We start from the raw sequence: 20,461 nt of genomic DNA on the forward strand, positions 1-20,461 counted from the left end.
GCACGCCGGGTGGGCGTGCCCACAATGGGGCGCATGAACCCGCCTCGCCTCGCCGCCCTGCTGCCGCCGCCCGACGTGCTGCGCTACTACGCGCTGGGGCTGCTGCCCTTGGTGCTGGTGTACCTCGTGGCGGTGGAGACCGACGGCGTCTGGAGCCGCGGCTTCAACCTGTGGAGCGCGCTGCACGGCATGGCGCAGAACATCGGCCCGGCCCTGCTGCTGCTGCTGGGCGTGTGGCCCTTCACCGGCTGGATGGCCGCGCGCGGCTTCTCGGCCCGGCGCCAACTGCTCAACCACGCCGGCATGGCCCTGGTCTTCGCCGTCACGGCGCACGGCCTGACCTGGGGGGTCATCGCCCTGCGTTACAGCGTGGCCGCGGCCGAGGGCGCGCGCGCCAACTGGTTCCTGTGGCAGTCGATGTGGCTCATGATGATGTACTGGGCCGCGGCCGGGGGCTTCAGCGCCTACCGCGCCATCGAGCGCGCCCGGGAGGCCGGCGCCGCCGCCGCGCAAGCCCAGGCCCTGCTGGCGCAAACCGAGCTGGCGGCGCTGCGCAACAAGCTCAACCCGCACTTCTTGTTCAACACCCTGCACAGCATCCTGGCCCTGGTGCGCAAAGAGCCCAAGCGCGCCGAGGCCGCGCTGCACCGCTTCAGCGACATGCTGCGCTACGTGCTGGACACCGAGCGCAGCGGCCACGACCAGGTGCTGCTGCGCGACGAGTTGGCGTTCACCGAGCAGTACCTGGCACTCGAGGCCCTGCGCTTGGGCGAGCGCCTGCGGCTCGATTGGGACGTGGACGAGGACGCCCTGCGTGCCACCGTGCCCGCGCTCACCGTGCAGCCGCTGGTGGAGAACAGCCTCAAGCACGCCTTCAACCCCCGCAGCACGCCCGGCACCCTGCGCGTGGCGGTGCACTGCGAGGGCGATCGCCTGCACATCGAGGTGGCCGACGACGGCCCCGGCTGCACGCTGCCCGCCGACGGCGGCTTGCCCACGGGCACCGGCCTGGGCCTGCCCACGGTCCAGCGCCGGCTGGCGCTGCGTTACGGCGCGGCCGCCCAGTTCGAACTGGCCTCGTCGCCCGGACAGGGCTTCGCCGTCCGCCTGCAACTCCCCGTCACCGCCCCAGAGAGCGCCCCATGACCCCCATCCGCGTGCTGATCTGCGAAGACGAGCCCCTGGCCCGCGACACCCTGCGCGACTTCATCGCCGAGCAGCCCCAACTGGTCCTGGTGGGCGAGGCCGCCGACGGCGCGCAGGCGCTCAAGCTCATCCGCGCGCTGCAGCCCGACCTCGTGTTCATGGACATCCAGATGCCCGAGCTCACCGGCCTGGAGGTGGTGCGCCAGCTCGACACCGTGCCGCCGCTGATCTTCACCACCGCCTACGACCAGCACGCCGTCACGGCCTTCGAACTCAACGCGGTCGACTACCTGCTCAAGCCCTTCACGCAAGAGCGCTTCGACGCCGCGGTGCAGCGCGCGCTGCACGAGGCCTTGCCGCCGCAGGAGCGGCAACAAGCGGCCCAAGCCGCGCTGGGCGAGCGGGACAGGCATGACGCCCCGCTGACCCGCATCCTGGTGCGCGACCGCGGCCGCATCTTCCCCGTGGCCCTGGCCGACATCGAGCACCTCAAGTCCGACCTGAAGTACACGCAGATCACGGCCCGCGGCAACAGCTACCTGGTGCGCATGGCGCTGACCGACCTGGAGGCCAAGCTCGACCCGAGCCGCTTCTTGCGCGTGCACCGCAACGCCATCGTGAACCTGGACTTCGTCGAGAGCATGAAGCCCGACGAGCAAAGCCAGTTGCAGATCCGCATGCGCGACGGCACCGAGCTGCTGGCCAACCGCGACGCCAGCCGGCGCCTGCGCGACGAAGCGCTTTGAGGCCGCGGGCGCGCCCGGCGCGCGACACTCGCCGCCCATGAACGGCTCCCTCACCGTCCTGGGCCACGGCAGCGTGGACTGGGGCCTCGTCGCCATCTTCGCCACCGTGTACGCCGGCATGTTCCTCGGCGGCCTGCCCAAGCTGCGCCTGGACCGCACGGGCGTGGCGCTGTTGGGCGCCATCGCGGTGATCCCGCTCACGGGCTGGAGCGTCACCGAAGCGGCGCAGACCGTGGACCTGCCCACCATCGTGCTGCTCTTCGCCTTCATGGTGGTGGCGGCGCAAATGCGCCTGGGCGGCTTCTTCGGCGCCGTCACGCGCGGCGTGGGGGCGCTGCCCTGGTCGGGCCCGATGCTGCTGGGCGCCTTGATCGCCGTGAGCGCGGCGCTGTCGGCCGTGTTTTCGAACGACGTGGTCTGCCTGGCCGTCACGCCCGTGGTGGTGGCGCTGTGCCGCCAACGCGCAATGCCCCCCGTGCCCTTTTTGATCGGCCTGGCCTGCGCAGCCAACATCGGCTCGGCGGCCACGCTGATCGGCAACCCACAGAACATGCTCATCGGCTCGATGCTGAAGCTGCACTTCGCCGACCACCTGCGCCATGCCGCGGTGCCGGTGGTCTTGAGCCTCGTCATGCTGTGGGTGTGGCTGGTGCACGGCACGGGCCGCGCCGGCTGGGCCGAGCGCGCGCCCCCCGCGCTCAACGGCCACGACACCCCGCCCTTCGACGCCTGGCAAACCGCCAAGGGCCTGAGCGTGGCCGCCGTGCTGATGGGCGTGTTCTTGTTCACCGACTTCCCGCGCGAGCTGGCCGCGCTGATCGGTGCCGGCGTGCTGCTGCTCAGCCGGCGCCTGCACAGCGCCGAGGTGATGGGCTACGTCGACTGGTCGCTGCTGCTGCTGTTCATGGGCTTGTTCGTGGTCAACCACGCCTTCCAAACCACGGGCGTCGCGGCGCAGGCGGTGGCGTGGGGCGCCACGCAGGGCATCCACCTGCACGAGCCCGGCACGCTGACCCTGGTGAGCGTGCTGCTGAGCAACCTCGTCTCCAACGTGCCGGCGGTGATGCTGCTGCTGCCCCACCTGGGCCCGAACCCGCAGGAGGCCGGCATGCTCTTGGCGCTGGTCAGCACCTTGGCCGGCAACCTGCTGCTGGTGGGCTCCATCGCCAACCTCATCGTGGTGGACCTGGCCGCCAAGCAAGGCGTGGCCATCGATTGGCGCCAGCACCTGCGCCTGGCCGCGCCCGCGGCGCTGGGCAGCCTGGGGCTCACCGTGGGCTGGTTGGTGCTGACGCGATGAGCGCGCTGGACCGCCGCACGGCTTTGGCGCTGACCGGGCTGGGCCTGAGCGCTGGCCTGAGCGCGCCCGCTGGGGCGCAGGCCGGCGGGGCCAAGCGCCTGCGCGTGGCGGCCGACATCGCCGAGGTCGCCTTCGACCCCCCGCGCGTGTCCGACCGCACCTCGGTCACCGTCAACGCCCACATCTTCGAGCCCCTGCTCACCTACGACCCCCTGGCCGAGCCGGCGCGGCTGCGCCCGCTGACCGCCGCCGCGCTGCCCGAGGTGAGCGACGACCACCGCCGCTTCGTGTTCACGGTGCGGCCCGGCATCTTCTTTTCCGACGACCCGGCCTTTGGCGGTCGGCGGCGCGAGCTGGTGGCGGCCGACTACGTCTACAGCATCAAGCGCTACTACGACCCACGCATCCCCAGCGAGCACCTGTACCTGTTCGAGAACGAGGGCCTGCTGGGCCTGAGCGAGTTGCGCCAGCGCGCCATCGCGGCCAAGACCGGGTTGGACTACGACGCCCCCGTGCCGGGCCTGCGCGTGCTGGACCGCTACCGCTTCGAGGTGCGTCTGTCGCGCCCATCACCGCGCTTCGTGGCCCTCTTCGCGGCCTCGGGCTTGACCGGCGCCATGGCGCGCGAGGTCGTCGAGGCCTACGGCGACCAAATCGGCGCCCACCCCGTGGGCACCGGGCCCTTCGTGCTGAAGGACTGGCGCCGCGGCTCGCGCATCCTGCTGGCGCGCAACCCCGGCTTTCGCGACGAGCGCTACGCGGCCACGCCGCCGCCGGACGACCCCGAGGCCGTGGCCTTGGCCGCGCGCTTGCAGGGCCGGCGCCTGCCCATGGTGGACGAGGTCGAGGTCCACATCATCCAAGAGGAGCAGCCGCGCTGGCTGGCCTTCGTGGGCGGCGACATCGACGCCATGGAGTTGCCCCAGGGCGTGGCCAGCTTGGCGCTGCCGAACGGTCGATTGGCGCCCAACCTCGTGGCCCGCGGCGTGCAGGTGCACCGCTTCCTGGACGCCAGCGTGCGCCAGACCTTCTTCAACTGCCAAGACCCCGACCTGGGCGGCCTGAGCCCCGCGCGCGTGGCCCTGCGCCGCGCCATCGCGCTGGCCTACGACAACGCGGCGGAGCTGCGCCTGGTGTTCCGCAACCAAGGCCTGCCGGCCCAATCGCTGATGCCCCCCGGCGTCACAGGCTACGACCCCACGCTCAAGACCGAGATGGGCGCTGGCGACCTGGCCCGCGCCAAGGCCCTGCTGGACGTGCACGGCTACCGCGACGTGGACGGCGACGGCTGGCGCGAGCACCCCGACGGCCGCCCCCTGGTGCTGCGCATGGCCGGCGTGCAAGACGCGCGGCAGCGCCAGATCAACGAGCTGTGGGAGAAGCAAATGCGCGCCGTGGGCCTGCGCATGCGCTTCGAGGTGGGGCAGTTCGGCGAGCTGATCAAAAACTCACTGGCCGGGCGCCTGCAGATGTGGAGCTTCGCCTGGACCACGCAGTTCCCCGACGGCGACTTCTTCCTCGCGCTGGCCTACGGGCCCAACAGCGGGCAGAGCAACGACGCGCGCTTTCAACTGCCGGCCTTCGACCGGGCCTACGAGGCCCAACGCGCGCTGCCCGACGGGCCCGAGCGCCTGGCTGCCATCCGCGAGGCCCAGCGCTGGATGCTGGCCTACATGCCCTACCTGGCGCACAGCCACGCGCTGCGCGTGGACATCAGCCACGCCCAGGTGCGCGGCTACCGCCGCCACCGCTTCACGCGGGACCTGTGGCGTTACACCGCCCTGGATTGATTCAGGCGCTGCGCGGGTGGCGCGACAGCAGCAGCATGCCCTCGGCCGTCAGCGGCTCGGGCTCGGGGCGGGGCACGGCGCGGCGTTCGCGCAGCGACTCGCGGCCGATCTCGCCGCGCAGGCGGCGGTCGTCGGCCACCACCATGCCGTCCCAGTGGCCGCTGCTGGCGGCCACCAAGTCGGCGTGCGGGGCCAGCAGCAGGCCAGTGCCGCTGCGCACCAGCACGTCGCTGGCGTTGACCACGTTGAAGATCAGCCGGTCGGCCACGGCGCTCAGGCCGCTGCCGGCGAAGTCGGGCTCGAACTCGACCTGCTGCGCGCCGCGCAGGTTCACCACCACCCACTCGTCGGGGCCGACCACGGTGTCGAGCGTGAAGGCCTTGAGCAGGCTGTCGTCCACCTCGTAAACGTGCACCCCGCGCACGGCGCGGCTGGGGCCCAGGCGCATGTCCACGCCAAAGGCATCGACCTCGCCGGTGGGAGCCAGGGCGGCCAGGCGCTGGCTCAGGCCGGCCACGGTGGCGTGGATGTTGGCCGGCGGCAGGGCCGCGGCGGGCGGCGCCACCGTGGCCGCCGCACCGAGCAGGGTGCGCGGCGCCGTCAGCACCCAGTCGGGCAGGGCCTTGGGGGCTGCGGCGTCGCTGGCTTGGTGCAGCGCAGCGCCTTCGTCCGCCAAGCGGCGCACCTGCTCCAAGTCCCACCGCGACGCGGCCTCCGACGCCGCCGGGAACGACAGCAGGGCGGAAACGAGCAGGAAGGGGGGCGTGTGGCGGGCGGACATCAAGGGCAATCGGAACGCGCCAGCAGGGCTTGCTGGCATGGCCTGAATTGTCGAAAGGCGGCCCTGACGGCGCACTGACACGCCCCCCCGCGTTCGAACGAGCCGTCGCCGCGAAAAGTGCGAACTAACGCACACTTTTGGCGGCTTCGCCCCCAGCGACTCAGCGGCGACCCAAAGCCGCGTCGGCCACGAAGGGGTTGCTGCGCCGCTCGGCGCCGAAGCTGCTCTCCGGCCCGTGGCCGGGGATGAACACCGTCTCGTCCCCCATCGGCCACAGGCGCTGGGTGATGGAGGCGATCAGCTGGTCGTAATTGCCCTGCGGGAAGTCGGTGCGCCCGATGGAGCCGGCGAACAGCACGTCGCCCACGAAGGCGCGCTGGGCGCTGGCGCTGTGGAACACCACGTGGCCCGGCGTGTGGCCGGGGCAGTGGCGCACGCTCAGGGTCTCGTCGCCCAGTTGCACCGTGTCGCCGTCGGCCAACCAGCGCGTGGGCGTGAAGTGCTCGGCCGGCGGGAAGCCGAACATCTGGCTCTGCTGCGGCAAGCCGTCGATCCAAAACTGGTCGCCCGGGTGCGGCCCCACGATGGGCAGGTCCTGCTCGCGCGCCAGCTGGCCCGTGGCGCCGGCGTGATCGATGTGGGCGTGCGTCAGCCACAGCGCCTTGAGCGTCAGTCCCCGCGCCTTGACGGCGGCCAACAGGCGTGGGATTTCGCCCCCCGGGTCGATCAGCGCGGCCTCGTTCGTCCGGTCGCACCAGACCAGCGAGCAGTTCTGTTGAAAGGGCGTGACGGGGAGGGTTTCGTATCGAAGCATGGGGCGGAGCGGTCGCAGGCAGGCAGGCAGGGGGCGAATCGAACGGCGGCGCCGAACGGGCGAATCACCGTTCATCTTGCCCCATGACCGACCCACGAAGTTCTAGCCAAGCACCTGGGTGCGTTGCGGGCTTCTGTCCCGCGGCATAAAGCAGGACACTGGCGCCACGCCGGAGGATCCAGGGAGCAACACATGAAAACAGCGGCGATGGTGGGACTGCTCGGCGCCTTGGCGGTGTCGGGCGTGGCGGCGAACGAGCGGGAGGTCACGGTCTGCGCCGACCCCGACCCGCCGCCTTCGGTGTACTGGGTGCGCGACGCGCAGGGCCACAAGACGCAAGCCCTGACGGGTTTTGGCGTGGACCTGATGAACGAGGCCTTCGCCCGGCTGGGCGTGAAGGTGCGCTGGATCGGCCACTACCCCTGGGCGCGCTGCATGAAGGAGGTGGAAGACGGCCGCACCGACTTCGCCTACGGCGCGTACTACAGCGAAGAGCGCGCGCGCCGCTTCGCCTACTCGGTGCCTTTGCGTGCGCTGACGCCGCAGGTCTTCTCCATGCGCGATCGCCCGGTCGACGTGCGGAGCAAGGCCGACCTCAAGCGCTACGCCGGCTGCGGTTTGACGGGGGCGAGTTACGCGCACTACGACCTGGGCCCGGCGGACCTGGACACGGGCGTGAACACCTACGCCAAGCTGATCACCAAGCTCAAGCTCGGGCGCTGCGACTACTTCGTCGAGGAGCTGGAGGTCATCCTGCGCTTGAAGGACGTCGGGCAGGACCTGCTGGCCGACGAGGACCTGGTGCACGGCCCCGTGCCCGATGCCACCGCCCCGACCACGCACCTGATCGCGGGCAAGACCAGCGCAGCGGCGGCCCGCCTGCCGGAGCTGGACGCCGTGCTGATCCCGCTGATCCGCTCGGGCGAGGCGGCGCGTTACTGGCGCCGCCACAGCAGCAGCCTGCCCTACAAGCCGGGCAAGCTGCCGTCCTGAAGCCTGCGGCGCCGCGCGGCCTCAGGGCCGGAACTTGCGCACCAGGTCTTCGACCTTCGGTCCGCCGGCCTGGGCCGAACTGCTGACCTTGATCACGCTCATCGTGCGCTCGGCGCCCGCCTCCAGCGTGGCCTGGTGGATGGCCTGCAGCAGGGGCCAGATCTTCTCGGCCGGGCCCTCGATCACGGTGCCCAGGGCGTGCACCTCGTAACGCAGGCCCGAGGCCTGGATGACGGCGATGGCGGCGTCGACGTGCTTGTAGCGGTCGCTGGCCGTGCCCGTGGGCCGGGGAAGGACCTGGATCTCGGCGATCACGTGGTTCGGCGGGGTCGGGGCGGGCTGCGCGGGCTGGGCCGAGGCGGCGGTGCCGGCGAACAAGGAGGCCGCCAGCAGCGAGGGCCGGAGGCGTTGCAGGAAGGAAGGTTTGCGGTGGGCCATGTGCGTCGTTGGCAATGGCAGTTCGGCATGCGCCCGGGGCCGCGAGGCCGGCGCGTGAAAGAGCGCACCGGCGACCTGTGAGCGTGCTTCCCTGCGCGAGGATTACCTCGAATCCCCGGTCGGGGACTCCGAAGCGCCGCGAAGCGCTTCTGGTCAGGTTCAAAGGGACTCTCTCAGTCGGCCGGGCCGCTCGGCCCAACCAACACCCCCAGCGAATGACCCCGCGCCGAGGGCCAACAGGCCGCGTCGGAGTGGGGTCGGGCGGCAGTGTAGGCAGGCCCGGCGAAAATCGCGGATTGCGCAACTTTCGCGCCCTCCCTTTTCTCAAGCGAACAACATGGACCTCAAGCTCCCCATCACCATCATTGACGAACTCAGCGACAGCGAGATTCGCGCGCAGGGCGAGCTGGACTTGGCCAGCGGTGAGATCCGCAACGTCCGCTACGAGGACTACGACGCCGCCACCGAGGGCCTGCCCGGCGCCAAGGAGGACTACGAGTTCAGCGTCGGCATCCTGAGCAACGGCAGCCGCGAGGTGGAGTTCCGCGTCGAGGTCGACGCCATGGGCACGCGCTACTCGGTGACGCCCACCGAGCTGCTGGAGCTCAAGGGCCGCGCCGCCGCACTGTTCACCCAGGCCCCGGGCAAGAAGGCCGCCAGCCGCTGAACCCGCGCGCCAAGGTCAGCGCGCGAGCTTGCGTGCGCGCTTGACCTCGTACATGCGGGCATCGGCCTCGCGCAGCGCGGCGTCGGCGGCCAGGCCCTGCGGGTGCAAGGCCACCACGCCCACGCTGGCGCCGCCGTAGGCCAGCGTCAGCCCGGCGCCCAAGTCGTAATCGCCCAGGCAGGCCTGCGCGCTGCGCTCGGCCCAGTGCTGGGCCGCCGAGGCGGGCTCGCCGGTGTCGATCCGCGAGGGCGGCGACGCGGGCGACACACCCGGCCCCAAGGCCAAAAGCAAGAACTCGTCGCCACCCAGGCGCCCCACGAGGTCGCCGCCGCGCAGGCTGGCCAACAGGCGGGTGGCCACGGCCTGCAAGAAGCGGTCCCCGGCTTGGTGACCGTGGTGGTCGTTGATGGCCTTGAAGTCGTCCAGGTCGACCACGCCCACCAAGAGGCAGCGGTTCTCCCGCTGGGCCCGGGCCAGCAGGCGCTGCAACTCGTCCATCAAAGCCCGGCGGTTGGGCAGGCCGGTCAGGGCGTCGCGCAGGGCGTAATCGGCCAGCGTGGCGTTCGCCGCGTGCAGCGCCGCCACCAGGCGCTCGCGCTCGATGAGGCTGGCCACCAAGCCCGAAAACAGCTTCAGCAGGGCCTCGGCGTCGGGGCCCACGGTGCGCGACTGGGCACTGGCTGCACACAAGGTGCCCAGCAGGGCGCCGTCCTCGCCGCGGATGGGCTCGCTGACGAAGGTTTGGATGCCCAGGGCGCGGGCCGTTGGCGCATCGCCCCAACGCTGAGGCACGTCGCTCACGGCCGTGTGGCCGGCGTCCAGCGCGCGCTTGCACAGGGTGTCGTTCCACCGACTCACGAGGCCCTCGGGCACCTGCAAGGAACCCGTGTTGTGGGAGAAGCGGATGAGGTGCGCACCGGCGGCCAGGTCGACGGTGGCGAGGTAGGTCGATTCCAGGCCCAAGGCGTTGCCCAGCAGGCGGAGCAGCGGGCGCACCAGCCGCTCGACCGACTGGGCCGCCGGCACGGCGATCGACAACTGAGCAAGGTCGGGCTCCACGCACAGGCCTCCGGTCGGTCAAGGCCTGTCAGTTTGCGCCAGATCGGAGGGACGGTGGCCGGCGCAGGGGACTATGGAATCCATTGCCGTTGTCAATTGGCGCAAATAGTTTCTTTTGCAGAAACTATTCGTCATCGTCACAGCCCTCCCCGGAGTCGCCCATGTCCGCCACGTCCCAGTGCCCCTTCCACGCCACCGCCGTGGCCGCCGCCGCCACGCACCAAGTGCGCACCAATGCCGACTGGTGGCCGAACCAGTTGCGCGTGAACGTGCTGCACCAGCACGCCCCGGCGTCGAACCCCTTGGGGGCCGACTTCGACTACGCGGCCGAGTTCCAGAAGCTGGACCTGGACGCCGTGGTGGCCGACCTCACGGCCCTGATGACCGACTCCCAAGACTGGTGGCCGGCCGACTGGGGCCACTACGGCGGCTTGATGATCCGCTTGGCTTGGCACGCCGCCGGCACCTACCGCGTGCAAGACGGCCGCGGCGGCGCGGGCACGGGCAACCAGCGCTTCGCGCCGCTGAACAGCTGGCCCGACAACGGCAACTTGGACAAAGGCCGCCGCCTGCTTTGGCCCATCAAGCAGAAGTACGGCAACCGCCTGTCCTGGGCCGATTTGTTCATCCTGGCCGGCAACGTCGCGCTGGAGTCCATGGGCTTCAAGACCTTCGGCTTTGCCGGCGGCCGCGAGGACATCTGGGCGCCAGAAGAAGACATCGACTGGGGCAAGGAGCGCACCTGGCTGGGCGACGAGCGCTACCAAGGCGACCGCCAGCTCGACAACCCGCTGGCCGCCGTGCAGATGGGCCTGATCTACGTGAACCCCGAGGGCCCCAACGGGAACCCCGACCCCGTGGCCTCGGGCCGCGACGTGCGCGAGACCTTCGCCCGCATGGCCATGAACGACGAAGAGACCGTGGCCCTGGTGGCCGGCGGCCACACCTTCGGCAAGGCCCACGGTGCCGGCGACCCCAAGCTGGTGGGCCCCGAGCCCGAAGCCGCGCCGATCGAGGCCCAGGGCTTCGGCTGGATCAACCGGTTCGGCACGGGCAAGGGCGTGCACACCACCACCAGCGGCATCGAAGGCGCCTGGAAACCGAACCCCACGCGCTGGGACAACGGCTACTTCGACATGCTCTTCGGCTACGAGTGGGAGCTCACCAAGAGCCCGGCCGGCGCACACCAGTGGACGCCGAAGAACTGCAAGCCCGAGCACCTGATCCCCGACGCGCACGACCCGTCGAAAAAGAGCCCGCCGATGATGACCACGGCCGACTTGTCGCTGCGCTTCGACCCGGGCTTTGAGAAAGTGGCGCGCCGCTTCCACCAGGACCCAGCCGCCTTTGCCGACGCCTTCGCCCGCGCCTGGTTCAAGCTCACCCACCGCGACATGGGCCCGCGCGCCCGCTACCTGGGCAAGCTCGTGCCCCAGGAGGTGCTGGTGTGGCAAGACCCCGTGCCCGCCGTGGACCACCCGCTGATCGACGCCACCGACGTGGCCCAGCTCAAGGCCCAGGTGCTGGCCTCGGGCCTGGGCGTGCCCGACCTGGTGCGCACGGCCTGGGCCTCGGCCAGCACCTTCCGCGGCAGCGACAAGCGCGGCGGCGCCAACGGCGCGCGCATCCGCCTCGCGCCGCAGAAGGACTGGGCCGCCAACGACCCGGCGCAACTGGCCACGGTGCTGGCCGTGCTGGAGGGCATCCAGCGCGACTTCAACGCGAAGGCCCCGGGGGACAAGCGCGTGTCGCTGGCCGACCTGATCGTGCTGGCCGGGGACGCGGCCGTGGAGGCCGCGGCGAAGGCCGCGGGCCACGCGGTGAGCGTGCCCTTCACACCCGGCCGCACCGACGCCACGCAGGAGCAGACCGACGTGGACTCCTTCGGCTGGCTGGAGCCCCGGGCCGATGGCTTCCGCAACTTCGCCGCACCGGGCACCGAGGCCGTGGCGGCCGAGCTGCTCATCGACAAGGCCCAACAGCTCACCCTGAGCGCGCCCGAGATGACGGTGCTGGTGGGCGGCCTGCGCGCGCTGGACGCCAACGCGGGCGGCGCGAAGCACGGGGTGTTCACGCAGCGCCCGGGGCAGCTGACGAACGACTTCTTCGTGCAGCTGCTGGACATGGGCACGACGTGGTCGCGCTCGAGCGCCAACCCCCACGTGCTCGAAGGCCGCGACCGCAAGTCCGGCGCCGTGAAGACCACGGCCACCGTGGTGGACCTGGTCTTCGGCTCGAACTCGCAACTGCGGGCGCTGGCCGAGGTCTACGCCCAGGCCGACGCGGGCGAGAAGTTCGTGCGCGACTTCGTGGCCGCGTGGTCCAAGGTGATGCACCTGGACCGCTTCGACCTGCGCTGACCGCCGCGCAGGCCCCAGGCCCGGCGCCCTTTGCACGGGGCCCGGGCCGGCTTGGGGGCGCTCAGCGCGCCGCGCGTTCGCGCAGGGCCTTCAACTCGGCCGCCATCAGGCGCTCGCGCAGGTCGGCCCCTTGCAAGGACGCCAGGGTCACCACGCCGTGGATGGCCAGGCCCAGGCCCCAGCCCCAGAACGGCAGGCCGTGCCAGCGGGCGTTGTCGTGCAGGTTGCTGAGCAGGAACAGGCCACCGTTCACGCACACGAACACCAGCAGGTGAACGAGGAAGCCCATCTTCATCTCGACGCGCTTGCGCGCTTGCCGGCGCAGGGCGATGTCGTCGGCGCGTTGGGCGGGGGTGGCAGCGTTCAGGTCGGTCATGGCCGGGCTCCGGTGGGGTGGGGAATGAACGCATGGTTCCTGGCCCCGGTGCGGGGCGCGAGCCCGGGGCGACGAATCGCCAGCCTCGCCGCCGAACGGCGATCCGGCGGCGCGAACGGCGAGTGAACGGCGGGCGACTCAGAGCAGGGAGGTTTGCTCCGGCCCCGACGGCGCGGCGGCGCGGGCCTGCAGCAGCGCGTCGGTGCGCTGCGCGTCGCTTGGGTCGAACACCTCGGCCGGCGAAGGCCGAACCAGGGCCAGGGCCTCGGCCTGGGTGCCGAACAGCCAGGCCTCCCAGTCCTCGGGGTCCATGTGGGCCACGGCGCGCTTGTCCTGCGCGTGCGGCGGCAGGTTCGGGTCGGGCTTGTGCAAGCGCCCCAGCAAGGGGTGGCCGTCGCAGTTGCAGGTGATCAAGGTGTAGTTGGGCACGATCTCGCCGGTGGCGGGGTCGGTCCAGTGCGCGTACAGGCCGGCCAAGGCCCAGGGGCGGCCATCGCGGCGCTGCAGGCGCCACCACACGTTCTTGCCGGTTTCCCAGTTGGGCTCTTGGTACCAAGCGGCGGGGATCAGGCAGCGCTGCCCCCGCGCCCAGGCCTGGGCGTAGGTGCGGCGCTCGGCCACGGTTTCGACGCGGGCGTTGTTCGTCAGGATGGCGCGCGAACTGGGCCGCGCGCTGCGGCTGCCCGGGGCGATGAGGCCCCACTGGCCCAGCTCGCACACCAAGCCATCGCCCTGCGGCCGCACCAAGGCGCCGCGCTGGTACGGGCCCACGGTGCCCTCGACGTAGCCCTCGGGCACGACGCTGCGGAAGTGGGTGTGGATGTCGCCTTTGGGGCTGACGTGGTACAGGTTGCACATGGCCGTGGCGCTGGCAGGGCGGAACGCGGGAGATCGAAGGGAATTGCAACACGCACCCCAGGGCCGTGAAAGTGCGGGGGGCCCGGGCCGCGATGAAGCGGTCACACTGCGGGGCAGCGCCACCTTCGATGCCACGTTGAACGCCCCGTCCCCCCACATCGCCTTGCGCACGGTCCAGCACCGCGTGAAGCTGGGCGCGGCCCTGCCCTTCAGCGTGCTGGACGACAACGGCCGCCTGCTGCTGGCCAAGGGGCAGGTCATCGCCAACGAGGACCAGCTCGAGTCCCTGCTCGGGCGTGGCGCCCTGGTGGACCGCGGCGAGCTGGACGCCAGCCGGCGGGACCCGCGCAAGGTCGGCGCCGAGACCCTGGCCGAGCTCTGGACCGAGGCCCTGGACCAAACCAACCGCATGCTGCGCGCGAGCTTGCACGGCGACTTTGCCGGCGCGCTGGACGAGCTGTGCGGGCCGTTGTTGGCGCTGATCGAGCGCGACCCGGACCTCGCCCTGTTCCAAGTGGTGCGCCAAGAGGGCATGGGCGAGAACCAGTACGGCGTGCGCCACGGCGTGCACACCGGGATCGCGGCCGTGCTCGCCGCCAAGCGCCTGGGTGCCAGCGCCGAGGAGGTGGGGCGCGCGCTGCGCGTGGCGCTGACCATGAACCTGTCGGTGCTGGAACTGCAGGGGCGCCTGGCCCACCAGGTCTTTCCGCTGAAGCCGCCGCAGAAGGTGGCCTTGCAGCAGCACCCACTGGAAAGCCGGCAGATGCTCGAGGCCAATGGCGTGAGCGACGCCGACTGGCTGCGCGCCGTGGCCGAGCACCACGAAACGCCCGAGGGCACCGGCTACCCCACCGGCACGCGCGAACCCAGCCCCTTGGCCCAGCTGATCAGCGCGGCCGACGTCTACACCGCCAAGCTCAGCACCCGCGCCAGCCGCGCCCCCATGCCGGCCGACCGCGCCGTGCGCGACTTCTTCCTGAGCCGCAAGACCCAGCCGGCCGCGGCGGCCATCCTCAAGGAGGTGGGCGTGTTCCCGCCGGGCACCCTGGTGCAACTGGCCAACGGCGAGCGCGGTGTGGTGGTGCGGCGTGGGGCGGCGGGCAACACGCCCATCGTGGCCACCTTGCTGAACAAAAACGGCGAGCCGCTGATGTCCCCGGCCCGGCGCGACACCGCCCAGGCCGCCCAAGCCATCAGCGCGGTGCTGACCCTGCAGGACCTGAAGGTGCGCATGATCCCCGCCAAGCTGGTGCTGGTGGGCGGGCCACCGCCGGCCTGAGCGTCGCGCCCGGCCGCTCACAGGCGGCCGGTCCTGGGTCCTCACCCATGCCCGTCCGCTTGCAGGCGGCCGGTCCTTCGTGAGGCGTCGGACCGTCCACTGGGACGGTCCTCGGTCCTCACCCATGCCCGTCCGCTCGTAGGCGGCCGGTCCTTCGCGAGGCGTCGGACCGTCCATTGGGACGGTCCTCGGTCCTCACTCAGAACGATTGGCCCAGGCCGGACCACCAGGTGGCCAGCGCCACCGCCAGCAGGCCCAGCACGACGGCGCTGCCGATCTTCCAGGCCGACCAAGGCCGCTCGCCCATCACGGCGCCGCTGTGCCCGTTGACGACGACCTGGCAGCGCTCGCCCTGCCAGCGGTAATGCACCAGCCACACCGGCAGTAGCAGGTGGCGGAAGCGGACCTCGGAAAACCGCGGGCTCATCTGCACGATGCGCTGCTCGTCGCCGCCGATGTCGCGCCGCACGGCCTCGCGCAGCACGGGCAGCATGAAGTGCTCGCGCGCCGTGGCGAAGGCCGGGCGCAGGCCCAGTTGGTAGGCCTCCACCGTGAAGCCGGCCAGCAGTGCCGGGTCGTAGGGCTGCAGCAGGGCCACAGGCACCTCGCCCAGCACCTGGTCGCGGCTTGCGGGCAGGCTGTTCGACGCGGCCACGATCACGTCGTCGAAGTCGTGGCGCACCTCGCCGCGCACGCGCTCCCAATCGGTGACGGTGCGGCGCTCTGTCACCACGCGGCCTTGGGCGTCGGTGCGCGCACTCACCTCCACGCGGTGGGTGCCGCGATCGCCGGCGTAAGCGGTGTCGGTTCGCGCGTCGAAGGACCAGGCTGGCAGGTACGCGCCGCGCAGCCCTTCGGGCGCGCGCACGGCCTGGCGCAGGGCATTGGGCGCGAACCATCGGCTGTCGATCCAGCGCTGGAAAGCCAGGCGTGCCGCCGCGTCGTCGAGCCGAAAGGGCAACACCGCCTGCGGCCGAATCAAGCGTTCGGCCTGCGCTTGCACGCTGCTCAGCGGCGCCGTGCAAAAGGCGCAGGTGCTGGCCATCACGTTCGGGTCGAAGTGGGTGTGCGCGCCGCACTGCGGGCAGGTGACGACCTGCGGCTCGATGGCCGGCTCGTTGCCGGCGCGCTGCTCCAGCGCCGCCTCGTAGTCCTGCTCGGCGAGGGCGGCTTCGCGGGCCACCGTGCCCCCTTCGGGCAACACCGTTTGCCCGCCGCAAGCGACGCAAGCGAGTGCACCGCTGCGCGGCTCGAAGCGCATCAGGCCGCCGCAACCCGCGCACACCGGCGGTTGGTGAGCGGACGTGGCGTCGGTGCCTGGATCGGTGGTGGCGTGGGCGGGCATGGCGGCGGCATTGTGGGGCGGTGTGGGCGTCAAGCGGCGCAAACCCAAAGGGGTGAGGCGGCGCGCGCCACCTAGAGTGCAGACCTTTGGTTGGCGGCAGGAGCCCGGCTTGATCCTTCGTTCATTGACCCTGTTGGCGGGCGGCCTGCTGGCCGTCAGCGCCGCGGCGCAAGCCCTGAACACCGAGCGCCCCGCCGGCCTGCGCGAAGCACCGTCCACCTGGCACGCCTTCACCGACGCGCGCTTGGTGCTGGCCCCGGGCCAGGCGGTCGAGCGCGGCACCCTGCTGGTGCGCGACGGCCGCATCGTGGCCGTGGGCGCGAACGTGGCGGTGCCGGCCGGCGCCCGCGTGTGGCCGTTGAATGGGCGCAGCGTCTACGCCGGCTTCATCGACCTGGCCAGCCCCCTGGGCGTGCCCGCGGCCATGCGCGAACCCCCGCCCGCGCCGGTGGCCAACCCCTTCGACCCGGCCAGCAACCGCGCGCCCGCGCGGCCCGAGGGCCCGGCGCCGGTCGCGCGCAGCCTGTCGCTGCGCAACCCCATGGTCCGCCCGGAGCAGCAGGTGGCCTCGCAGTGGGAGGCCACGCCCGAGGCCGTGGCCGCGCTGCGGCAGCTGGGCTTCACCGCCGTGCTGGCCGCCCCCGGTCACGGCGTGCTGCGCGGCCAAGGCGCCCTGGTGGCCCTGCGCGACGGCCGCGACGCAAAAGACGCCGTGCTGGCGAGCGCGCCCTCGCAACACCTGGGCTTCGACCTGCTCGGCTGGGGCCGCTACCCCAGCTCTTTGATGGGCGCGACCGCGTTGCTGCGCCAGACCCTGCTGGACGCCCGCTGGTACGGGCAGCAGGCCGCGGGCCGCGCCGCGCCCAACGCCAGCCTGGCGGCCTTGCAGCCCGTGCTGAAGGGCGAGCAGCTGGTGGTGGCCCAGGCCCGCGACGAGCAAGACCTCAGCCGCTGGCTGGCCCTGCGCGACGAGTTCGGCCTGCGCCAGCGCTTCGTGCTGCAGGGCACGGGCCACGAGTACCGGCACCTCCAGGCGCTGCAAAAGGGCCAGGCCACCGTGCTGGTGCCCCTGGCCTTCCCCGAGGCCCCGGCGGTGGCCGGCGACGCCGGCGCGCAAGCCCCGCTGCACGAGCTGCAGCACTGGGAGGCCGCGCCTTCGAATGCCGCCTGGCTGGCGCAAGCCGGTGTGCCCGTGGCCCTCACCGCCGCCGGGCTGCGCCGGCCCGAGCGCGACTTCTGGCCCCGCGTGCGCCAAGCGGTTCAGCGCGGCTGGCGTGCCGATGCCGCCTTGGCCGCCCTGACCACCACGCCCGCCGCGCTGCTGAACGAAAGCGCGCGCTTGGGCACCCTGGCCCCGGGCAAGCTGGCCCACGCCGTGGTGATGAGCGGCGACCCCTTCACCGACCCCGAGGCCGAGCCGGTGCTGTCCGTGGTGGGCGAGCAGGTGCACCTGCACGCCGCCTGGCGACAGCCCGACGCCCGTGGCCGCTGGACCCTGCCCGACGACAGCGTGCTGACCGTGGGCGGTCCCCGCGCCAAGCCCACGGCCCAACTCGGCGAGCGTGCCTGCACCCTGGCCCTGGACGACGCGCAGTGGCAATTGGGGTGTGGCGACTGGCAGGTGGTGGCGCAGCAAAGCGGCGAGCGCCTGACCGGCACCCTGCGCCGTGGCGGCGAGCCCCTGGTCGACTGGCAGGCCAAGCGCAGCGCGCCGCACACGGCCAAGCCGGCCGCGGTCGAAGCGCCGCCCACGCCGATCACGGACGGTCGCTACCCCTACGGCGCCTACGGCATCGCCCCCGCGCCGGCCGAAACGGTGCTCATCCGCGGCGCCACGGTCTGGACCCAGGGGCCGCAAGGCACCTTGGCCGCCGCCGACGTGCTGGTGCAAGACGGCCGCATCGCCGCCGTGGCCCCCACGCTGGCCGCGCCGTCCGGCGCGCAGGTGATCGAAGCCCGCGGCCTGCACCTCACGCCCGGCCTGGTGGACGCGCACTCGCACATCGCCACCGCCCGCGGGGTCAACGAAGGCAGCGACTCGGTCACCGCCGAGGTGCGCGTGGCCGACGCGCTGGACGCCACCGACATCAACCTTTACCGCCAGCTGGCCGGCGGCGTGACCACCGCCAACCTGCTGCACGGCTCGTCCAACGCCATCGGCGGACAAAGCGCCGTGGTCAAGCTGCGCTGGGGCCAGCCGGCCACGGGCCTGCTGTTCAGCCAAGCACCGCCGAGCAACAAGTTCGCCCTGGGCGAGAACGTCAAGCAGTCCAACTACGGCAACGGCGAGCGCTACCCGCAGACCCGCGCCGGCGTCGAGCAACTGCTGCGCGACGCCTTCGCCCAGGCCGAGGACTACGCCGCCCGTCGCGCGGCCGACCCGAGCGGCACGCGCCGCGACCTGCGCCTGGAGGCCCTGGCCGAGCTGCGCGCCGGCACGCGCCACATCCACATCCACAGCTACCGGGCCGACGAGATCTTGATGTTCATCCGCCTGGCGCGCGAGAAGCAGCTCAAGGTCGCCGCCTTCCAGCACGTGCTGGAGGGCTACAAGGTCGCGCCCGAGATCGCCAGCCTCGGCGCTGGCGCCAGCTCGTTCGCGGACTGGTGGGGCTTCAAGGCCGAGACCTTCGACGGCGTGGTGGGCAACCCGGCGATGCTGGTGCGCGCCGGCGTGCTGACCAGCGTGAACAGCGACGACGCCGAATTGGCCCGGCGCCTGAACACCGAGGCCGCCAAGTCGGTGCGCGTGGGCGGCCTGTCGCCCGAGGAGGCGCTGGCCCTGGTCACGCGCAACCCGGCGCGGCAGCTGGGCGTGGACCGCTGGATCGGCAGCGTCGAGCCCGGCAAGCACGCCGACCTGGTGCTGTGGAGCGGCCCCCCGCTGTCGGCCTTCAGCACCGTCCAGTCCACCTGGGTGGACGGGCGCCGGCTGTACGACCGCCGCCAAGACGCCCTGCTGCGCCTGCGCGACGCCAAAGAGCGCGAGCGCCTGCTGATGCGCGTGGCCCAGGCCACGGAGGCCGGCGACAAGAAGGACAAAGCCGCAGCGCCGGCCAGTGCGCTCGATGCGCTGCTGGCCCGCTCGCGCGCGCTGGCCCGCATCGCCCACGCCGACTACCACGACGGCCAAGCCGCCCACGAGTGCACCGAGGAGCACCTGCAATGAAGCGCCGCCTGTTCCTGAGCGCCGCTGCGGCGGCCGCCGCCGGGGCCTCCGCCCAGATCGCCCGCCCGCCCCAGCCGCCCGCGGCGCCCCTGCTGCTGCTCGGCGCCACGCTGCACCGCGTCTCGGCCCCGCCCTTGGTGCGCGGCCAGCTGCTGGTGGTGGACGGGCGCATCGCAGCCGTGGCCGCCGAGGGCGAGGCGCTGGCGCTGCCCCCCGGCACCCAAACCCTGCGCCTGGACGGCCTGCAGCTCTACCCCGGGCTGGTGGCGGCGAACACCCAGCTCGGCCTGGTCGAAGTGCCGACCGTGCGCGGCACCGTGGACGTGCAGGAGCGCGGGCCGCTGAACCCCAACGCCCACACGCTCACCAGCTTCCACGCTGACAGCGAGTTGGTGGCCGTGACCCGCGCCGACGGGGTGCTGACGGCCGAGGTGGCCCCCGTGAGTCCGCCCGGCGGCCTGCTGGCCGGCCGCAGCGCCGTGATGCAGCTCGACGGCTGGGCCTGGCCCGACATGGCCTTGGTGCCCGAGCACGCCCTGCACCTGCACCTGCCGCCCACGCGCGCCGTGGCCGACGAGGACGACGACGACGAGGGCACGCCCGCACCGGCCAACGCCGTGCGCGGCCGCCTGCGCCAACTGGACGAGGCCCTGGCCCAGGCCCGCGCCTACGCCGCGCAGCGCGAGGCCGACCCCAAAGCGCCGCGCGACCTGCGCCTCGAAGCCCTGGCGCCTTTCGCCGCCGGCCGCGCGCCGGTCTTCGTGCACGCCCAAGAGCTGAGCCAGCTGCGCCAGGCGCTGGCGCTGACCGAGCGCCACGGCCTGCGCACCACCCTGGTCGCCGGGCCCGACGTGGTGGCCCTGGCCCCGCTGCTGAAGGCCCGCGGCATCCCCGTGCTGGTGGACGGTGTGCAGAAGCTGCCCCTGCGGCGCGACGACCCCATCGACGCGGCCGAGACCGTGCCCGCCCGCCTGCACGCGGCCGGCGTGCGCTTCGCCATCGCCCGCCAAGGCGGCCTGCGCGGGGCGCCCAACATCCGCAACCTGGCGCACGAGGCTGCCGCCGCGGTGGCGCACGGCCTGCCGCCCGAGGCCGCGCTGCGCGCCATCACGCTGGACGCCGCGGCGCTGCTGGGGGTGGACGGGCTGCTGGGCTCGCTGGACGTGGGCAAGCTCGCCACCTTCTTCGTCTGCGCCGGCGACCCGCTGGAGCCGAGCACGCGCGTGCAGCGCGTGTGGGTGCGCGGCCGCGAGATCGACCCGCGCAACCGCCACACCCGCTTGATGGACAAGTACCAAGCCCGCTGAGGCCCGCGTCCCCCACCCACCCCGGAGCCCGAC

At 72.4% G+C, this 20,461-nt stretch carries 17 protein-coding genes; 10 read left to right on the forward strand and 7 right to left on the reverse strand.

Going from position 1 to position 20,461, the window contains the following annotated elements:
• Positions 1 to 33: 33 nt before the first annotated feature.
• From EOD73_RS12460 to EOD73_RS12475, 4 genes are read left to right on the forward strand one after another with little or no spacing between them, the layout of a single operon-like run.
• Positions 34 to 1,146, forward strand: coding sequence for a sensor histidine kinase (locus EOD73_RS12460; protein WP_164846065.1), 1,113 nt, complete (start codon positions 34 to 36; stop codon positions 1,144 to 1,146).
• Positions 1,143 to 1,892 (forward strand): LytR/AlgR family response regulator transcription factor, encoded by a 750-nt coding sequence (locus tag EOD73_RS12465; RefSeq protein WP_127683332.1) that lies wholly within the window; start codon positions 1,143 to 1,145, stop codon positions 1,890 to 1,892. The genes EOD73_RS12460 and EOD73_RS12465 overlap by 4 nt, the downstream gene beginning before the upstream one ends.
• Before the next feature lie 37 nt (positions 1,893 to 1,929).
• Complete coding sequence (locus EOD73_RS12470) at positions 1,930 to 3,192, forward strand: anion transporter (RefSeq protein ID WP_127683333.1); 1,263 nt, start codon at positions 1,930 to 1,932, stop codon at positions 3,190 to 3,192.
• Positions 3,189 to 4,982, forward strand: coding sequence for an ABC transporter substrate-binding protein (locus tag EOD73_RS12475; RefSeq protein ID WP_127683334.1), 1,794 nt, complete (start codon positions 3,189 to 3,191; stop codon positions 4,980 to 4,982). The genes EOD73_RS12470 and EOD73_RS12475 overlap by 4 nt, the downstream gene beginning before the upstream one ends.
• Position 4,983: 1 nt before the next feature.
• Here the strand turns inward: EOD73_RS12475 and EOD73_RS12480 are convergent, their stop codons facing one another.
• Together EOD73_RS12480 and EOD73_RS12485 are read right to left on the reverse strand one after the other, a co-directional pair.
• Positions 4,984 to 5,763, reverse strand: a complete 780-nt coding sequence (locus EOD73_RS12480; RefSeq protein WP_164846066.1) for a collagen-binding domain-containing protein — start codon at positions 5,761 to 5,763, stop codon at positions 4,984 to 4,986.
• 160 nt (positions 5,764 to 5,923) lie between these two features.
• On the reverse strand, positions 5,924 to 6,577 hold the full coding sequence (locus EOD73_RS12485; protein ID WP_127683336.1) for an MBL fold metallo-hydrolase: 654 nt from the start codon (positions 6,575 to 6,577) through the stop codon (positions 5,924 to 5,926).
• A gap of 192 nt (positions 6,578 to 6,769) precedes the next feature.
• Between EOD73_RS12485 and EOD73_RS12490 the strand changes: the two genes are divergently transcribed.
• Positions 6,770 to 7,570, forward strand: a complete 801-nt coding sequence (locus tag EOD73_RS12490; protein ID WP_127683337.1) for a substrate-binding periplasmic protein — start codon at positions 6,770 to 6,772, stop codon at positions 7,568 to 7,570.
• Between the two features lie 21 nt (positions 7,571 to 7,591).
• On the opposite strand, the gene EOD73_RS12495 is transcribed toward EOD73_RS12490, so the two are convergent.
• Positions 7,592 to 8,008: a thiamine-binding protein gene (locus EOD73_RS12495; protein WP_205702462.1), complete on the reverse strand. Its 417-nt coding sequence runs from the start codon at positions 8,006 to 8,008 to the stop codon at positions 7,592 to 7,594.
• A 337-nt stretch (positions 8,009 to 8,345) separates the two neighbouring features.
• Here EOD73_RS12495 and EOD73_RS12500 point away from each other — a divergent pair, with 337 nt between their 5' ends.
• Positions 8,346 to 8,675 (forward strand): hypothetical protein, encoded by a 330-nt coding sequence (locus tag EOD73_RS12500; protein ID WP_127683338.1) that lies wholly within the window; start codon positions 8,346 to 8,348, stop codon positions 8,673 to 8,675.
• A gap of 15 nt (positions 8,676 to 8,690) precedes the next feature.
• Here the strand turns inward: EOD73_RS12500 and EOD73_RS12505 are convergent, their stop codons facing one another.
• Entirely contained in the window at positions 8,691 to 9,734 is a 1,044-nt protein-coding gene (locus tag EOD73_RS12505; RefSeq protein ID WP_127683339.1) for a sensor domain-containing diguanylate cyclase, read from the reverse strand.
• A gap of 161 nt (positions 9,735 to 9,895) precedes the next feature.
• Between EOD73_RS12505 and katG the strand changes: the two genes are divergently transcribed.
• Positions 9,896 to 12,094 (forward strand): catalase/peroxidase HPI, encoded by a 2,199-nt coding sequence (gene katG, locus EOD73_RS12510; RefSeq protein ID WP_127683340.1) that lies wholly within the window; start codon positions 9,896 to 9,898, stop codon positions 12,092 to 12,094.
• Between the two features lie 61 nt (positions 12,095 to 12,155).
• Here katG and EOD73_RS12515 read toward each other — a convergent pair whose 3' ends face one another.
• Both EOD73_RS12515 and EOD73_RS12520 read right to left on the reverse strand, forming a co-directional pair.
• Complete coding sequence (locus tag EOD73_RS12515) at positions 12,156 to 12,470, reverse strand: 2TM domain-containing protein (protein WP_127683341.1); 315 nt, start codon at positions 12,468 to 12,470, stop codon at positions 12,156 to 12,158.
• A 138-nt stretch (positions 12,471 to 12,608) separates the two neighbouring features.
• A complete protein-coding gene (locus EOD73_RS12520) occupies positions 12,609 to 13,328 on the reverse strand; it encodes an SOS response-associated peptidase (protein WP_127683342.1) in 720 nt (239 codons plus the stop codon).
• Positions 13,329 to 13,464: 136 nt separating this feature from the next.
• Here EOD73_RS12520 and EOD73_RS12525 point away from each other — a divergent pair, with 136 nt between their 5' ends.
• Positions 13,465 to 14,607: an HD-GYP domain-containing protein gene (locus tag EOD73_RS12525; protein WP_164846067.1), complete on the forward strand. Its 1,143-nt coding sequence runs from the start codon at positions 13,465 to 13,467 to the stop codon at positions 14,605 to 14,607.
• A 199-nt stretch (positions 14,608 to 14,806) separates the two neighbouring features.
• Here the strand turns inward: EOD73_RS12525 and EOD73_RS12530 are convergent, their stop codons facing one another.
• Complete coding sequence (locus EOD73_RS12530; RefSeq protein ID WP_127683344.1) at positions 14,807 to 15,952, reverse strand: primosomal protein N' (replication factor Y) - superfamily II helicase; 1,146 nt, start codon at positions 15,950 to 15,952, stop codon at positions 14,807 to 14,809.
• A gap of 109 nt (positions 15,953 to 16,061) precedes the next feature.
• Between EOD73_RS12530 and EOD73_RS12535 the strand changes: the two genes are divergently transcribed.
• Together EOD73_RS12535 and EOD73_RS12540 are read left to right on the forward strand one after the other, a co-directional pair.
• Entirely contained in the window at positions 16,062 to 19,121 is a 3,060-nt protein-coding gene (locus EOD73_RS12535; RefSeq protein WP_164846068.1) for an amidohydrolase family protein, read from the forward strand.
• A complete protein-coding gene (locus tag EOD73_RS12540; protein ID WP_127683346.1) occupies positions 19,118 to 20,428 on the forward strand; it encodes an amidohydrolase family protein in 1,311 nt (436 codons plus the stop codon). The genes EOD73_RS12535 and EOD73_RS12540 overlap by 4 nt, the downstream gene beginning before the upstream one ends.
• The last annotated feature ends 33 nt before the right edge of the window (positions 20,429 to 20,461 follow it).

The organism is Inhella crocodyli (assembly GCF_004004565.1).
Classification (GTDB): Bacteria; Pseudomonadota; Gammaproteobacteria; order Burkholderiales; family Burkholderiaceae_C; genus Inhella; species Inhella crocodyli.

What these genes read in the sequence shown, in the direction of transcription:
- EOD73_RS12460 (WP_164846065.1), top strand. Translation starts at nt 34, where the DNA reads ATGAACCCGCCTCGCCTCGCCGCCCTGCTGCCGCCGCCCGACGTGCTG.
- EOD73_RS12465 (WP_127683332.1), top strand. Translation starts at nt 1,143, where the DNA reads ATGACCCCCATCCGCGTGCTGATCTGCGAAGACGAGCCCCTGGCCCGC.
- EOD73_RS12470 (WP_127683333.1), top strand. Translation starts at nt 1,930, where the DNA reads ATGAACGGCTCCCTCACCGTCCTGGGCCACGGCAGCGTGGACTGGGGC.
- EOD73_RS12475 (WP_127683334.1), top strand. Translation starts at nt 3,189, where the DNA reads ATGAGCGCGCTGGACCGCCGCACGGCTTTGGCGCTGACCGGGCTGGGC.
- EOD73_RS12480 (WP_164846066.1), bottom strand. Translation starts at nt 5,763, where the DNA reads ATGTCCGCCCGCCACACGCCCCCCTTCCTGCTCGTTTCCGCCCTGCTG.
- EOD73_RS12485 (WP_127683336.1), bottom strand. Translation starts at nt 6,577, where the DNA reads ATGCTTCGATACGAAACCCTCCCCGTCACGCCCTTTCAACAGAACTGC.
- EOD73_RS12490 (WP_127683337.1), top strand. Translation starts at nt 6,770, where the DNA reads ATGAAAACAGCGGCGATGGTGGGACTGCTCGGCGCCTTGGCGGTGTCG.
- EOD73_RS12495 (WP_205702462.1), bottom strand. Translation starts at nt 8,008, where the DNA reads ATGGCCCACCGCAAACCTTCCTTCCTGCAACGCCTCCGGCCCTCGCTG.
- EOD73_RS12500 (WP_127683338.1), top strand. Translation starts at nt 8,346, where the DNA reads ATGGACCTCAAGCTCCCCATCACCATCATTGACGAACTCAGCGACAGC.
- katG (WP_127683340.1), top strand. Translation starts at nt 9,896, where the DNA reads ATGTCCGCCACGTCCCAGTGCCCCTTCCACGCCACCGCCGTGGCCGCC.
- EOD73_RS12515 (WP_127683341.1), bottom strand. Translation starts at nt 12,470, where the DNA reads ATGACCGACCTGAACGCTGCCACCCCCGCCCAACGCGCCGACGACATC.
- EOD73_RS12520 (WP_127683342.1), bottom strand. Translation starts at nt 13,328, where the DNA reads ATGTGCAACCTGTACCACGTCAGCCCCAAAGGCGACATCCACACCCAC.
- EOD73_RS12530 (WP_127683344.1), bottom strand. Translation starts at nt 15,952, where the DNA reads ATGCCCGCCCACGCCACCACCGATCCAGGCACCGACGCCACGTCCGCT.
- EOD73_RS12540 (WP_127683346.1), top strand. Translation starts at nt 19,118, where the DNA reads ATGAAGCGCCGCCTGTTCCTGAGCGCCGCTGCGGCGGCCGCCGCCGGG.